Source organism: Kocuria sp. WN036, from assembly GCF_002287015.1.
Taxonomy (GTDB): Bacteria; Actinomycetota; Actinomycetes; order Actinomycetales; family Micrococcaceae; genus Kocuria; species Kocuria rosea.
In genome coordinates this window covers 58,555-72,026 of the sequence record NZ_NSKF01000008.1, presented here as the reverse complement: position 1 = coordinate 72,026, position 13,472 = coordinate 58,555, and the positions used below count along the sequence as shown (strand labels likewise).

The 13,472-nt window shown below is 75.2% G+C and carries 13 protein-coding genes; 9 read left to right on the top strand and 4 right to left on the bottom strand.

Annotated elements, in window-relative coordinates:
• Positions 1–87 precede the first annotated feature (87 nt).
• From CK505_RS07170 to secA, 3 genes are all read left to right on the top strand, one after another.
• Positions 88–882 carry a ComF family protein gene (locus CK505_RS07170; RefSeq protein ID WP_095650622.1) on the top strand — a complete coding sequence of 265 codons (795 nt, stop codon included), beginning with the start codon at positions 88–90 and terminating at the stop codon, positions 880–882.
• 89 nt (positions 883–971) lie between these two features.
• The gene (raiA, locus tag CK505_RS07165) at positions 972–1,658 is read left to right on the top strand and encodes a ribosome-associated translation inhibitor RaiA (protein ID WP_017833627.1); all 687 of its coding nucleotides are present in this window, start codon (positions 972–974) and stop codon (positions 1,656–1,658) included.
• Between the two features lie 190 nt (positions 1,659–1,848).
• The gene (gene secA / locus CK505_RS07160; protein WP_095650645.1) at positions 1,849–4,563 is read left to right on the top strand and encodes a preprotein translocase subunit SecA; all 2,715 of its coding nucleotides are present in this window, start codon (positions 1,849–1,851) and stop codon (positions 4,561–4,563) included.
• Between the two features lie 74 nt (positions 4,564–4,637).
• Here secA and CK505_RS07155 read toward each other — a convergent pair whose 3' ends face one another.
• On the bottom strand, positions 4,638–5,159 hold the full coding sequence (locus tag CK505_RS07155; protein WP_035927346.1) for an Rv3235 family protein: 522 nt from the start codon (positions 5,157–5,159) through the stop codon (positions 4,638–4,640).
• A 64-nt stretch (positions 5,160–5,223) separates the two neighbouring features.
• Positions 5,224–6,120 carry a LysM peptidoglycan-binding domain-containing protein gene (locus tag CK505_RS07150; RefSeq protein WP_141246788.1) on the bottom strand — a complete coding sequence of 299 codons (897 nt, stop codon included), beginning with the start codon at positions 6,118–6,120 and terminating at the stop codon, positions 5,224–5,226.
• A gap of 210 nt (positions 6,121–6,330) precedes the next feature.
• Here CK505_RS07150 and CK505_RS07145 point away from each other — a divergent pair, with 210 nt between their 5' ends.
• Positions 6,331–6,894 (top strand): hypothetical protein, encoded by a 564-nt coding sequence (locus CK505_RS07145; protein ID WP_017833631.1) that lies wholly within the window; start codon positions 6,331–6,333, stop codon positions 6,892–6,894.
• Between the two features lie 27 nt (positions 6,895–6,921).
• On the opposite strand, the gene CK505_RS07140 is transcribed toward CK505_RS07145, so the two are convergent.
• The gene (locus CK505_RS07140; RefSeq protein ID WP_017833632.1) at positions 6,922–7,137 is read right to left on the bottom strand and encodes a helix-turn-helix domain-containing protein; all 216 of its coding nucleotides are present in this window, start codon (positions 7,135–7,137) and stop codon (positions 6,922–6,924) included.
• Between the two features lie 240 nt (positions 7,138–7,377).
• On the opposite strand from CK505_RS07140, the gene CK505_RS07135 reads away from it, so the two are divergent.
• Genes CK505_RS07135 through CK505_RS07125 form a run of 3 tightly spaced genes read left to right on the top strand, consistent with a single transcriptional unit; the run spans position 7,378 to position 11,020 of the window.
• A complete protein-coding gene (locus CK505_RS07135) occupies positions 7,378–8,031 on the top strand; it encodes an SAF domain-containing protein (RefSeq protein ID WP_017833633.1) in 654 nt (217 codons plus the stop codon).
• Positions 8,031–9,416, top strand: a complete 1,386-nt coding sequence (locus CK505_RS07130; protein WP_095650644.1) for a P-loop NTPase — start codon at positions 8,031–8,033, stop codon at positions 9,414–9,416. Before CK505_RS07135 ends, CK505_RS07130 begins: the two co-directional genes overlap by 1 nt.
• A 50-nt stretch (positions 9,417–9,466) precedes the next feature.
• Complete coding sequence (locus CK505_RS07125; protein ID WP_095650620.1) at positions 9,467–11,020, top strand: sensor histidine kinase; 1,554 nt, start codon at positions 9,467–9,469, stop codon at positions 11,018–11,020.
• 73 nt (positions 11,021–11,093) lie between these two features.
• Here the strand turns inward: CK505_RS07125 and CK505_RS07120 are convergent, their stop codons facing one another.
• Positions 11,094–11,342 carry a WhiB family transcriptional regulator gene (locus tag CK505_RS07120; RefSeq protein ID WP_017833636.1) on the bottom strand — a complete coding sequence of 83 codons (249 nt, stop codon included), beginning with the start codon at positions 11,340–11,342 and terminating at the stop codon, positions 11,094–11,096.
• 312 nt (positions 11,343–11,654) lie between these two features.
• On the opposite strand from CK505_RS07120, the gene CK505_RS07115 reads away from it, so the two are divergent.
• Complete coding sequence (locus tag CK505_RS07115; RefSeq protein ID WP_017833637.1) at positions 11,655–12,053, top strand: hypothetical protein; 399 nt, start codon at positions 11,655–11,657, stop codon at positions 12,051–12,053.
• 157 nt (positions 12,054–12,210) lie between these two features.
• Complete coding sequence (locus CK505_RS07110) at positions 12,211–13,389, top strand: glycosyltransferase family 4 protein (RefSeq protein WP_095650619.1); 1,179 nt, start codon at positions 12,211–12,213, stop codon at positions 13,387–13,389.
• Positions 13,390–13,472 lie beyond the last annotated feature (83 nt).

Sequence of the window (13,472 nt, the reverse complement as noted above, 5' to 3'; positions counted from 1 at the left end):
CGGGCCCGACCGCGGTCCACAGCCCCGGCCGTCCGGATCCTCGGCCGCACCCCGGCCGGGCCGTCCGGCACGGGCCAGCATGGCCGCATGCCCGCGACCCCGCCCACCGCCCGCGCCCTCGACCGGGCGGCCGCACGCGCCCTCGACCGGCTGGCCGAGGCCGCCGAGGTGCTCCTGCCCGTGGAGTGCGCCGTGTGCCGCGCCCCGGGCACCGCGCTGTGCCGTGCCTGCCGCCTGGTGCTGCGCCGGTCCTGCGCCCGCCCCTTCGAGGCGTCCTCGGCCGCACCGCTGCTCGACCCGCCGCTGTCCGTCGTCGCCGCCGGCCGCTACGCCCACGGACTCGCCGCCTGTCTGCTCGCGCTCAAGAGCACCGGGCGCACCGACCTGGTCCCCGTGCTCGCCGCCTGCCTGGCCACGGCCCTGCACGCGGCCGCCCCAGGCTGGCCGGCGGGGCCCGTGCTGCTCGTCCCGGTGCCCACCAGCCCCGCGGCCCTGCGGCGGCGCTGGTTCGACCCCGTGCGGCTGCTGCTCGAGGACTGCGCGCGCCGCGGCGCGCTCCCTGCCGGCACGCTCGTCAGCCGCGGGCTGCGGCACCGGGCGGCCGGGGCCTCGCTGACCGGGCCGGCGCAGAAGCGGCTGGGCACCGCGGGCCGGCGGGCCCGCCCCGCGGGGTCCATGCGGGCCGCCGCGGCCCCCGGCGCCCGGTGCGTCGTCGTCGACGACGTGCTCACCACGGGGGCGACCCTCGGCGAGGCGGCCCGCGCACTGCGGGCCGGCGGGGCCGAGGTGCTCGGGGCGGTGGTGCTCGCCGCCGTGCGGCCGCCGGCAGTTCCGCTCACCGCTGATTCGGGTCCGGCCCGGCCGGGTGAATATCCCGTGTGATTCAACTAACGTTGAGTCACGGGACGCAACAATCCTCCCGGGTGGGCGGCCCCATCCGCCCACGTCACCCCCGAGATTTGGAGGGCATCATGGAACTGAACGTCATGGGGCGCAACGTCGCCGTACCGGAGCGGTTCAAGGAGTACGCCGCCGAGAAGGTCGTCAAGTTCGAGGAGCTGGGCGAGAAGGTCCAGCGCATTGATGTCAAGGTCACCAAGGACCACGCGCTGCCCGGCCACCAGGGGATGGGCGTGGAGATCACGGTCTCCGGACGCGGCCCCGTCCTGCGGGCCGAGGCGCGCGGCGACGACAAGTTCGCCGCCTTCGACGAGGCCTACAGCAAGCTCCTCGAGCGCCTTCGCCGGGCCCGCGACCGCCGCAAGGTGCACCGCGGCGCCCACCGTCCCACGGCCGTTCACGAGGCCACCGGCGCCCTGCCCGTGGTCCCCAGTTCCGGGCCCATCTACACCACCGCCGCGGAGCTCGCGACCGCCGAGCAGGAGGCGTTCGACCAGAGCGTGAGCCTCACCGACGCGGTCACCCCCGTCGAGATCCGGCGCAAGCGGTTCCCGGCCTCCGAGCTGAGCGTCGACGAGGCCGTCGACCACATGGAGCTCGTCGGCCACGACTTCTACCTCTTCGTCGACAAGGAGACCGGCGAGCCCTCCGCGGTCTACCGCCGCAAGGGCTGGAGCTACGGCGTCATCAGCCTGAGCGAGAACGGCGAGGAGTCCGAGGAGAGCGTCCGGGCCTACCAGCCCGAGCCCGCCGGCTGACCCCACCCCGTGACGGCGGGCCCGTCCGGCTGGGTGCCGGCCGGGTCCCGCCCCGGAAGAGCCCGGTGGTCGCGGCCACCGGGCTCGTCCGCGCCCGGAGACCGGCACCGGCTCCCGTAGACTGGAGCGGGTGCCGGACACCCCCCCCATCAGTCCCAGCACGGCAGTCGAACACGAGGAGCGTGTGCACGTGGCGTCATTCCTGGAGAAAGTCCTCAGGACCGGAGACAAGAAGGTCCTGACGAGGCTGCGGTCCTACACGACCGCCATCAACAGCCTCGAGGACGGCTTCCGGGGGCTCAGCGACGCGGAGCTGCGCGCCGAGACGGACGCGTTCCGCGCCCGGGTCGCCGACGGCGAGTCCCTGGACCGGCTGCTGCCCGAGGCCTTCGCCGTGGTCCGGGAGGCCGCGTCCCGCACCCTGGGCCAGCGCCACTACGACGTCCAGCTCATGGGCGGCGCCGCCCTGCACCTCGGGAACATCGCCGAGATGAAGACCGGCGAGGGCAAGACCCTCGTGGCGACGGCCCCCGCCTACCTCAACGCCCTCTCCGGCAAGGGTGTCCACGTCGTCACCGTGAACGACTACCTGGCCGAGTACCAGGCCAACCTCATGGGGCGCGTCTACCGGTTCCTGGGCATGGAGACCGGCGTGGTGCTGGCCAACCAGGACCCGGCGACCCGCCGCCAGCAATACGTCGCCGACATCACGTACGGCACGAACAACGAGTTCGGCTTCGACTACCTCCGCGACAACATGGCGTGGAGCCCCGAGGAGCTCGTGCAGCGCGGCCACAGCTTCGCGATCGTCGACGAGGTGGACTCCATCCTCATCGACGAGGCCCGGACCCCGCTGATCATCTCCGGCCCCGCCTCCGGCGAGGCCAACCGGTGGTACACCGAGTTCGGCCGCCTCGTGCAGCGGCTCGACGCGGGCACCGACTACGAGGTGGACGAGAAGAAGCGCACCGTCGGCGTGCTCGAGTCCGGGATCGAGAAGGTCGAGGACTGGCTCGGCATCGACAACCTCTACGAGGCCCAGAACACCCCGCTCATCGGCTTCCTCAACAACGCCATCAAGGCCAAGGAGCTCTTCCGCGCCAACAAGGACTACGTGGTGCTCAAGGGCGAGGTCATGATCGTCGACGAGCACACCGGGCGCATCCTCGCCGGCCGCCGCTACAACGAGGGCATGCACCAGGCCATCGAGGCGAAGGAGGGGGTCGAGATCAAGGCGGAGAACCAGACCCTCGCCACGGTCACCCTGCAGAACTACTTCCGCCTCTACGAGAAGCTCGCGGGCATGACCGGCACCGCCGAGACCGAGGCCGCGGAGTTCATGAACACCTACGGGCTGGGCGTCGTGTCCATCGAGACGCACCGCCCCCTCGTCCGCATCGACCGCCCCGACCTCGTCTACAAGAACGAGGTCGCGAAGTTCGCCGCGGTGGTCAAGGACATCGAGGAGCGGCACGCGAAGGGCCAGCCGGTCCTCGTGGGCACCGTGTCGGTCGAGAAGAGCGAGTACCTCTCCAAGCTGCTCGCCCAGCGCGGCGTCCGCCACGAGGTCCTCAACGCGAAGAACCACGCCCGGGAGGCCGCGATCGTCGCGCAGGCCGGCCGCAAGGGCGCGGTGACCGTGGCCACCAACATGGCCGGCCGCGGCACCGACATCATGCTCGGCGGCAACGCCGAGTTCAACGCCGTGGACCGGATGCGGGAGAAGGGCCTGGACCCGCAGCGGGACGCGGAGGAGTACGAGCGCGTGTGGCCGGACGTGGTGGCCGGCTGCGAGGAGGAGACCCGCGCCGAGCACCAGGAGGTGGTCGACGTCGGCGGTCTCTACGTCCTGGGCACGGAGCGCCACGAGTCGCGGCGCATCGACAACCAGCTGCGCGGGCGCTCCGGGCGGCAGGGGGACCCGGGCGAGTCCCGCTTCTACCTCTCCCTCGCGGACGACCTCATGCGGCTGTTCAACGCCGGTGCCGCCCAGCGGCTCATGGCGGGGGCGCCGGACGACACCGCGCTCGAGCACAAGATCGTCTCCCGCGCCATCGCCTCCGCGCAGAGCCAGGTCGAGGGGCGCAACGCCGAGCAGCGCAAGAACGTCCTCAAGTACGACGACGTCCTCAACCGCCAGCGCGAGGCGGTCTACCGCGACCGCCGCCGGGTCCTCGAGGGCGACGACCTCCAGGAGCAGATCGTCCAGTTCGTCGACGAGGTGGTCACCTCCACGGTCCAGGACCGCACGGCGGTCGGCCACCCCGAGGACTGGGACCTCGACGGCCTGTGGGAGTCCCTGCGCACCATCTACCCCGTGACCCTGTCGGTCGACGAGGTCGTGGAGGAGGCCGGGGGCCGCACGCGGCTCACGGCGGAGTTCCTGCGCGAGCAGATCCTCTCGGACGCCCGCCTCGTCTACGACCAGCGGGAGGAGGAGGTGGGCGCGGAGGCCATGCGCAACCTGGAGCGGCGCGTGCTGCTGTCGGTCATCGGGCGCAAGTGGCCCGAGCACCTCTACGAGATGGACTACCTCAAGGAGGGCATCGGCCTGCGGGCGATGGCCCAGCGCGACCCGCTCGTGGAGTACCAGCGCGAGGGCTACGCGATGTTCCAGGAGATGATGGGCGCGATCCGCGAGGAGACGGTCTCGACCCTGTACCGGATGGAGATCCGCCGCCAGCGCGTGGGCGCCGACGGCGGGCCCGTCGACCTGCAGATCCCGCGCCAGCCCAGCTTCCTGCAATACACCGCGCCCGCCGAGACCGGCGGCACGCAGACCCGCACGGAGCCCACCGCGGCGGGCCGCGGCGAGGACGACGCGGACGCCGCCGCGGCGTCCGCCAACCGGGCCGGGCGCCGGGCTCGCGCCCGGGCCGCCAGCGCCGAGTCCGCGGAGGGCTGAGCCCCCCGGCGGACCGGGTCCGCCGGGGGGCTGAGCCCCTCGGGGACTCAGTCCGCCGGGGCGGGGAGGCGGGGTCAGCCGACCTCGAGCTGCGTCACGCTCCAGCCCCGCCCCAGCCGCTCCACCCGCATGGCCACGGCCCGGCTGCGCCTCGGCTCGACCACCACCAGGGCCACCTCGTAGACCCCGCGGCCCACCCGGCAGACCCGGCACCTGCGCACGTGGGGGTTCCGGTGCAGCTCCTGCAGCGCGGCCTTGCCCTCGAACTGCTCCTGGAGCAGCCGGAGCATGTCGGCGCGCTGCTGGAAGCGCTCCACGATCTCCGGGGTGGTCCAGCGGCCCAGCTGTGCCGCCGGCCGGCTCCCGCCCAGCACCTCCACGGCCGCCTGGCCGATGGAACGGGCCAGGGCCGTCACCCGGCCCAGCTCGTCCTCGGCGTCGTGGCCCAGCACACGCGTGGCGCCCCACGTGTAGCCGCCGGGGGCCGTGGGCGGCGCCGGGCGCCCCCGGCGGGCGGGGGGCCCGGCCGCCGGGCGTCCGCGCTCGGGCGCGAGCGGACGGGCAACGGGGTCGGAACCGGCGGTGGGTGCGTTCATGACGGGCCTCCTGGGAACGGTGCTGCGGTGGGTCGATGGTGGGGTGCCGCGGAGCCGGGGCGGGTCAGGGCCCCCCGGCGCCGGGCACGACGAGCCGCTGACCCGGCAGGAGCCGGTGCGGTCCGTCCGGGAGCACCGGCCGGTTCAGCTCGTACCAGCGGGGCCATGCACGGGCGACCTGCTGGTCGGAGGCCTCCGGGCCCAGGTGGGCGGCGGCCAGGGACCACAGGGTGTCCCCGCGCACGACCGTGACGGCGCCGTCCACTGTGCGCTCCGCCACCGAGGGGCCGGTCCGCCGGAAGCAGGGATCCGGATCCGTCGACGGCGCGGGGGCGGACTCCCCGCCCGGGACGGGCTCGCGGTCGGGGCCGGGCCGGGGTCCGGGGGCGGGCGCCGGGCCCGGTGCCTCCGGGGCGGGGGTCGTCTCCTCCGGGGCGGACGTCGGCCCCTCCGCGGCGGGGGTCGTCTCCTCCGGGGCGGACGTCGTCCCCTCCGGGGCGGGGGTCGTCTCCTCCGGGGCGGACGTCGTCCCCTCCGCGGCGGGGGCCGAGTCCTGCGCGGACGCCCCGGCGCCCCAGAACGGGGAGGGGGCATCGACGGCGACCGCCGCCGGGGCCGCGAGCAGCTGCAGGCCCAGTGCCGTGGCCGCCGCGCGGCGCAGCAGGGCGGGGGAGCACCGCCCGCAGATCCCGGCCAGGCGCTCCCAGCGGTGGTGACCTGCCAGCACCGCGAGCACCGCCAGGGCGGTGGCCAGGATCCAGGCCGCCACCACGGCGCAGCCGAGCACGGCCGCCGCGAGCCCGATCAGCGTCCCGGTGTCCGGGCCCCCGCCGGTGCGGACGCCGCCCGCACCGTCCAGGGCTGCGCCGCAGGCCGCGGTGGCCGCACCCAGGGCGGGCACCAGGAGCACAGACCACAGCGGAGCGGACGCGGTGCTCGCAGATCCTGGGGTGCCGATCATCTGATCTCCCTGAAAGTGAGCTTTCATGTCGTTTGACAGCATTTGTTGCTGTTTGACGTCGTTAAGCATTGCTAGCACCCCCTGGGTGCCGGTGTAAAGGTCTCAGCGGCCCGCGGTGGACATGACGTTCCTTGACGAGGGCAGGGCGGACGCCTACGTTGAGGCCCTGCGCGACCGGACGGCCCGGGAGCCGGAAGGGGAGGCCCTGCAGTGCGCTGGGAGCAGCTGTTCGCGGACCTGGAGGCGCAGCTGGCCTCCGCGCACCAGCAGGGCGTGGAGGAGGAGGCGGCGGAGCAGGCCCGCGCGGAGTACTCCCGGGTGCGCCTGACCGACCGGCTGCGCCTTCGGCAGGGCGAACCCGTTCGGGCCCTGCTCACCGGTGCCGTCCCGCTCGAGGGCCGGGTGCGCACGGTGGGCGCCGGCTGGGTCGTCCTCGAGGACCGGGGCACCGAGCACCTGGTGCCGCTGGGAGCCGTCCTGTGGTGGGAGTCCCTCGGCCGGGGGTGGGCGCCCGGTGACGACCCGCTGGCCCTGCGGCTCGGCCTGGGGCACGCGCTGCGCGCCCTGGCCCGGGCCAGGGCCGGGGTGCGGATCCGGCTCGCCGGCGGTGGACCGCTGGGCGAGCTCGAGGGGACGGTCGACCAGGTGGGCGCGGACTTCTTCGACCTGGCCCTGCACCCCGACGACGACTACCGCAGACGGGGCAGCGTGACCGCGCTGCGCGCCGTGCCGTTCCCCGCGCTGGTCTGCGTCTCCTCGCTCACGGCGGGGTGAGACGGTCGGCGGCGGCGTCCCGGTGGATCAGTCGAGCGCGCCCGAGCGCACCGCCTCCGCCGTCCGCTCGTAGCCGCGGGCGATGTACTCCTCCAGCTTGGCGGTCTCGACGCGCCACTGGCCGCGGCCGCCCACCTGGATGGCGGGCAGCTCCCCGCTGCGCACGAGAGCCCTCGCCTGCGTCGCCGAGATGTTGAGGATCTCGGCGACGTCCGCCAAGGTCAGGAAGCGCTGCTGCGCCATCCTCCGCCTCCTTGCTCGTGGTTGCTCTCCCGTTCCAGTCTGCCACCGAAGAGGCGCAACGGCTCCCCGTCCACATGCGGCGTCGCCACCGCCCGCCCCGGGCGGGCACGGGTGGCCGGGGCGCGCCTCCTGTCCCCAGTTGTGCACCGACCGGTTCCCGGGGCACTACGGCCGCGGGCAGAATGTGGGCCACGAGCACGGTCCCCACGGCCGTGCGGGCAACGAGAGAGGCGGTCGCCGATGAGCGGCACGGTCAGGGGCACGGACGCCCCGTCGGCCCGGTTCCGGAGACCGACCTGGCGGGACCCGAGGCTGCTCACCGGGCTGCTGCTCGTGCTGCTCTCCGTCGCCGGGGTGACCGCCGTGGTCACCGCCACGAACCGCACGGACCCCTACCTGGCGGCCGCCCGGGACATCGAGGTCGGCCAGGACGTGACCGGGGAGGACCTGGTGGCCGTCGACGTCCGGCTGCAGGACGCGGCGGACCTCTACGTCCCTGCGGACGCGGCACCGGGGCCGGGCACGGTCGCGACGCAGCGGATCCCGGCGGGCCAGCTGCTGCCAGGGTCCGCGCTGGGCACCGCGGACCGGCTGGACCGCAAGCCGGTCGCCGTCCCGGTGGACCATCCGCTGCCCCAGGACGCCGGGGCGGGAACGCGCGTGGACGTCTGGGTCGCCGCCCAGAAGCCCTCCGGCCGCGGCCACGAGCCGGCCCGCCTGCTGCTCCCGGCGGCCGAGATCGCCGGCGTGCAGACGGAGCAGACCGCCCTCGGCGCGGGCCGCGGCACCGTGGTGCACGTCCTGGTCGAGGAGGACCCGATGGAGGAGCTCGTGGACGCGCTCGGCAACGACGCCCGCGTCACGCTCGTGTGGAATCCCGCGGGCGGCCGGTGATGGTCCTCCCGGTCATGGCCCTGGGGGTCTCCACCTGGCCCCTCGTCGACGGCATCGAACGGCTGCACGGACCGGTCACGGTGGTCCGCCGATGCCTCGACCTCACGGAGCTGCTGGCCGCGGCGCGCGCCGGACTCGGCCGGGCCGCCCTCGTGGCGGAGGGCGCCGAGGACCTCACGGCGAGCCTGCTCGAGCAGATCCGGCTCGGCGGCGCGGCGCTGCTGGTGCTGGAGGGCCACGACCACCGCCGCCTCGCCGGTCTCGGCGCCGTGGTCGTCCCGGAGCGGGCGGCCCCCGAGGACGCCGCCCGCCTCGTCGAGGAGGCCGTCGCCGCCGCGTCGGGCGCACCGAGCGGGGTGGGCTACGCCGACGTCGTCGCAGCGGGCCGCGCCGACGGAACCGCCGCCGTGCCCGGCGCCCCCGCCCCCGCCCCCGCGGCCGGCGGGCACCCGCAGGAGGAGGACGGCGACGGCGCCGAGTCCCCGGCACCCCGCGGCGCCGGGCGGATCGTGGCGGTGTGGGGGCCCACCGGAGCACCGGGCCGGACCACGGTGGCCGTCAACCTCGCCGCGGAGCTCGCGCTCCTGGGGCAGGACACCGCACTCGTCGACGCGGACACCTACGGACCCTCGGTGGCCGCGGCCCTCGGGATGCTGGACGAGGCGGCGGGTCTCGCCCAGGCGTGCCGGCTCGCCGACCAGGGGCGGCTGGACGGGGCGAACCTGCGGCGGACGGCCGCCGACGTGGCCGTCGCCGGGCGCACCGTCCGGGTGCTCACGGGGCTGACCCGTCAGGACCGCTGGCCGGAGCTGCGCTCGAGCGCCGTGGCGGCGGTGCTGGAGCGCTCGGTGCAGGAGTTCGGCACCACGGTGGTGGACTGCGGCTTCGCGCTGGAGGCCGACGAGGAGCTCACCGTCGACACCATGGCTCCCCGCCGGCACGCGGCGGCCCTCACGGTCCTGGAGCGCGCCGACGTGGTGGTGGCAGTCGGCGCCGCGGACACCATCGGCGTGCCGAGGCTGCTGAAGGCGCTGCCGGACGTCGCCGCGGCCGCGCCCGGGGCCCGGCTCGTCGTCGCCGTCAACAAGCTGCGCCGCTCGGCGGCGGGACGCTCACCCGAGCTGGGGGTCCGGGAGGCGTGGGCGCGGTTCGGCTCCGGCCCGTCGGTCGAGCTGTTCGTGCCGTGGGACCCGGAGACCTGCGACGAGGCGCTGCTGGCCGGGGCCGTCCTCGCGGAGACCGCGGCGGGATCCTCCGTGCGGGCCGCGCTCCGGGAGCTGGCCGGCCGGGTGCTCGCCGAGCCCGGGGAGGCGGGGGCGGACGAGGACCCGCTCGTGCGCGGTACTAGGCTGGGCGGCAGGATCGGGGCCTGGCTGCGGCGCTGATCGCGGGGGCGCCGTCCGGCCCCTCCCCACCTGCGACCACCGGAGGCGACGTGGCGTTCACGGAACCGCTCAGGGACACCAAGGACTTCGGGCCCGGGGACTACGAGTGGCTCCACCTGCTCGTGGGGGACTGGCAGCTCATCTCCGACCTCGCCTTCGGCGATCTGATCCTCAGCTTCCCGGCCGACTACATCCCGGCCGCGGGCAGCGGCAACGGGCGAGGCATGCCGGCCCCCGGCAGCTCGTTCCGGGTGCTCGCCCACGTGCGGCCGGCGACGGGTCCCACGGTCTTCCACAAGGACATGGTGGGCGAGCTGCTGCCCGACGAGCTGAGCGGGCCCCTGCGGGCCGCCTGGGTCGGCCGGCGGATCGAGCGGGTGCGCCCGTCGGGGGAGGGGGCCGGCGCCTCCGGCCCGGTCAAGGTGGTCCCGCTCGTGCGCAAGGGGCGGACGCTCGCCCTGCTGACCCTGCACGCCGGACGGGCACCGGGTCAGGTGGTCTCCCGGCAGGAGATCGTCTACCGCGAGACCGCCGACGCGCTGCTGCGGATGGCCAACGAGGGCCTGTGGCCGGACTTCTCCGCCCCGACGGGCTCGCGCCGCGGCGCCCCGCGCGTCGGGGACGGCGCTATCCGGCTCGACGCCGAGGACCGCGTGACCTACGTCTCGCCCAACGCGGAGTCGGCGCTGCGCCGGCTGGGGATCGACGGGGAGCTGCTCGGGGAGCGGCTCATGGACCTCGTGCCTCCCGTGCTGGTGCCGGGGGCGGACTCGGACGAGACCCTCGCCCCCGTGCTCAGCGGCCGGACGGCGTGGCGCAGCGAGGTGGAGGGCGCGCGCGTGAGCGTGAACTTCCGCTCCGTCCCGCTGCGGGACCGGTCCGGACGGCTCGGCGCGGTGCTGCTCTGCCGGGACGTCACCGAGCTGCGCCGCCGGGACCTGGAGCTCGTCTCGAAGGACGCGACCGTGCGGGAGATCCACCACCGCGTCAAGAACAACCTGCAGACGGTCTCCGCGCTGCTGCGCCTGCAGGCCCGGCGGATGAACACGGACGAGGCGCGGCACGGGCTGGAGCAGGCCATGCGCCGGGTCGCGACCATCGCGATGGTGCACGAGACGCTCTCCCAGGGGTTCACGCAGAACGTGGACTTCGACGAGCTCATCGCCCGGCAGTTCCGGCTCGCGGCGGAGGTGGCCGCGCCCGAGCAGACGGTGCACACGCGGATCATCGGGGAGTTCGGGGAGCTGCCGACCCGCCTGGCCACCCCACTGGCGCTCGTGATCAACGAGCTCGTCACGAACGCGGTCGAGCACGGCCTCGCCGGGCGGACCGGCACGGTCACCCTGGAGGCGTCCAGGGTGCGGGACGAGGACGGCGCCGGTCAGCTGCTCGAGGTGGTGGTGAGCGACGACGGCGCCGGGATGGGCGACGTGGTCATCGAGGAGTCCGGGGTCGGCGCCTTCCGCAGGGCGGGCGGCGGCGAGGGGCTCGGGATGCAGATCGTGCGCACCCTCGTGGCGGGCGAGCTCGGGGGCTGGATCCGCTGGGAACCGCGGCAGGGCGGGGGCACCGAGGTGACGGTGTGCGCCCGCCTCGACGACTGATCCGGCGAGGGCCCGGGAAGCGGCGAGGACCGGGACCCCGCAGGGTTCCCGGTCCTCGGTGCGAGCGGAGCGCTCAGGAGGCGCGGCGGGCGCGGGCGGCGCGGCGCTTGAGGGCGCGGCGCTCGTCCTCGCTCATCCCGCCCCAGACGCCCGCGTCCTGGCCGGACTCGAGGGCCCACTGCAGACAGGTGTCCATCACCGGGCAGCTGCGGCACACGGCCTTCGCCTCCTCGATCTGCAGGAGAGCAGGTCCGGTGTTGCCCACGGGGAAGAACAGCTCGGGATCCTTCTCCAGGCATGCTGCGCGACTACGCCAATCCATGGTCAGCGATCGCTCCTTTCAAGGGTGGGTCCCGTCGGGGCAGGGCAGAAGGATCCTGCGGCGGCCGCGTCCGGGACAAGAGAAAAGGCCCATTCGCACGGGCCTTGTGAAGAACTGACGTCCACCTTCCCACGCCGGAGGGGTGCGGACAAGGGCTTTGGGTGGCGCGTCACAGCCGGGTCGGTGAGGCGTTGCTCACAGGACGCCCGGGGCGGGCCGCCGCACGATCCGCACGGCAGGCCGCGCCGGCGGCGGGCGGACTAGGGTGGCGGGGAGCGCCGGGGCCCGCCGCCCGGCCGGAAGGAGAACCCCATGCCCACCCCCTCCCGGGACGCCCGGCCCCGCGCGGTCGCGGTCCTGACCGGCGTGGTGCTGCTCGAGGCCCTGGTCCTCGCCGGGGCCGCCCTGCGGCTGGTCTGGTCCCTCCTGTTCGAGGAGCCCCTGACCGTGGGCGGAACGGTCTTCCTCGCGGCGGTCTTCGCCGGGGGCGCCCTGTGGCTGCTGCGCGTGGGCCGGGGCCTCTGGCGCGGCTTCCGGTGGCCCCGCGCGGCCGCGCTCGTGGTCCAGCTCTTCCTCCTGGTGCTCGCCTACCCCCTGCTCCGGTCGGGGCAGTGGGGGCCCGGGCTCGCGACGGCGGTGCCGGCCGTCCTCGTCCTCGTCCTGCTCTTCCGGCCGGGCGTGCTGGCGTGGACCAGCCGCACCGTCCGGTGAGCGGGTCCGCCCGGCCGGTCCCCCCGGCCCCGGGGCGCGCCCGCCCGGGACGGCCGGGCAGGACCAGTACAGTTGGAGCGCCCGTGCCCGCCGTCGTCGTGCCCGGCCCTCGTCCGTTCCGTCCCCTCCCGTCGAGCAGCTCCGAACAGGTGGTCCCGTGACTCCCCGCCGCATCGTCATCGTCAGCCGCATCTTCGCCCCCGAGCCGGCCGCCGCGTCCTTCCGGCTGCGGGCCCTGGCCCGTGGCCTGACCGAGGCGGGGGCGGAGGTCACGGTCCTCACCACGCGCCCGCCCGCCGGGTCCGTCATCGAGCCGGAGCCCTACGACGTGCGCCGGTGGCCCGTCCTGCGCGACCGGTTCGACTACGTGCGCGGGATCGTCCAGTACCTCAGCTTCGACGTCCCCGTCCTCTTCCGGCTGCTGGCCACCCCGGCCGACCTCGTGGTCAGCGAACCGCCCCCCACCACGGGGATGGCCGTGCTCGTCTCCTCGCTCCTGCGGGGCCGTCCCTACGTCTGGTACGCCCCCGACATCTGGACCACCGCCGCCGAGAAGATGGAGGTCTCCGCGCCGGTGAAGCGGGCCATGCGCGTCATGGAGACCCTCGCGGCCCGGCGGGCCGCGGGCGTGCTCACCGTGTCCGAGGCCATGGGCCGCGAGCTGCAGTCCGTCACGGGCGTGGCTTGGGAGAATGTGCTCGTGGCGGAGAACGGCATCGACACCGACGTCTTCCGCCCCGACGGACCGGTGGCCGAGCCCGGCGCCCCCTACTTCGTCTACGCCGGGTCGATGTCCGAGTGGCAGGGCGCCGACGTCTTCGTCCGCGCCATGCCCCGCGTCCTCGAGGCCCACCCCGACGCCTGCCTGCGCTTCTTCGGCAGGGGCTCCGACATCGACCGCGTCCAGGAGATCGCCGAGCGGCTCGCCCCGGGGAGCGTGCTCTTCGAGGGGCTGCGTCCCGCCGCCGAGACCGCGGAGTGGACCCGGGGGGCCGTCGCCGCCCTGGGCGCGGTGCTCCCGGGCATCGGCTACGACTTCACCAAGCCCACCAAGATCTACGCCGCCGCCGCGTGCGGGACGCCGGTCGTCTACGCGGGGGCGGGGGTCGCGGCCGAGCTCGTGCAGGACAACGGCCTGGGCGCGGCCGTCGACCACGACGCCGACGCGGTGGCCGAGGCCATGATCGCCGCCCTCGACCGCCGGCTCGACCCGGCGCTGGCCGAGGACAACGACCGGGAGCGCCGCCGCCGGGCCGCATGGGCGGCCGAGAACGCCTCCCTGGCGGCCTCCGGTCGCCTCGCCGCCGAGTGGCTGCTCCAGGGCTTCCCCGACTGATCAGGTACTTTGGTACGCAGCGCACGCCCGGCGCGCCCGTGCCGCCCCCTCACCGGCCGGACGCCGGCCGGGCCCACCAGGAC

Excerpts from the sequence above, each read along its gene's own strand:
- CK505_RS07155 (WP_035927346.1), bottom strand. The coding sequence starts at position 5,159 with ATGAACGCACCCACCGCCGGTTCCGACCCCGTTGCCCGTCCGCTCGCG.
- CK505_RS07140 (WP_017833632.1), bottom strand. The coding sequence starts at position 7,137 with ATGGCGCAGCAGCGCTTCCTGACCTTGGCGGACGTCGCCGAGATCCTC.
- CK505_RS07115 (WP_017833637.1), top strand. The coding sequence starts at position 11,655 with ATGCCCACCCCCTCCCGGGACGCCCGGCCCCGCGCGGTCGCGGTCCTG.
- CK505_RS07170 (WP_095650622.1), top strand. The coding sequence starts at position 88 with ATGCCCGCGACCCCGCCCACCGCCCGCGCCCTCGACCGGGCGGCCGCA.
- CK505_RS07120 (WP_017833636.1), bottom strand. The coding sequence starts at position 11,342 with ATGGATTGGCGTAGTCGCGCAGCATGCCTGGAGAAGGATCCCGAGCTG.
- raiA (WP_017833627.1), top strand. The coding sequence starts at position 972 with ATGGAACTGAACGTCATGGGGCGCAACGTCGCCGTACCGGAGCGGTTC.
- CK505_RS07135 (WP_017833633.1), top strand. The coding sequence starts at position 7,378 with ATGAGCGGCACGGTCAGGGGCACGGACGCCCCGTCGGCCCGGTTCCGG.
- CK505_RS07150 (WP_141246788.1), bottom strand. The coding sequence starts at position 6,120 with ATGATCGGCACCCCAGGATCTGCGAGCACCGCGTCCGCTCCGCTGTGG.
- CK505_RS07130 (WP_095650644.1), top strand. The coding sequence starts at position 8,031 with ATGGTCCTCCCGGTCATGGCCCTGGGGGTCTCCACCTGGCCCCTCGTC.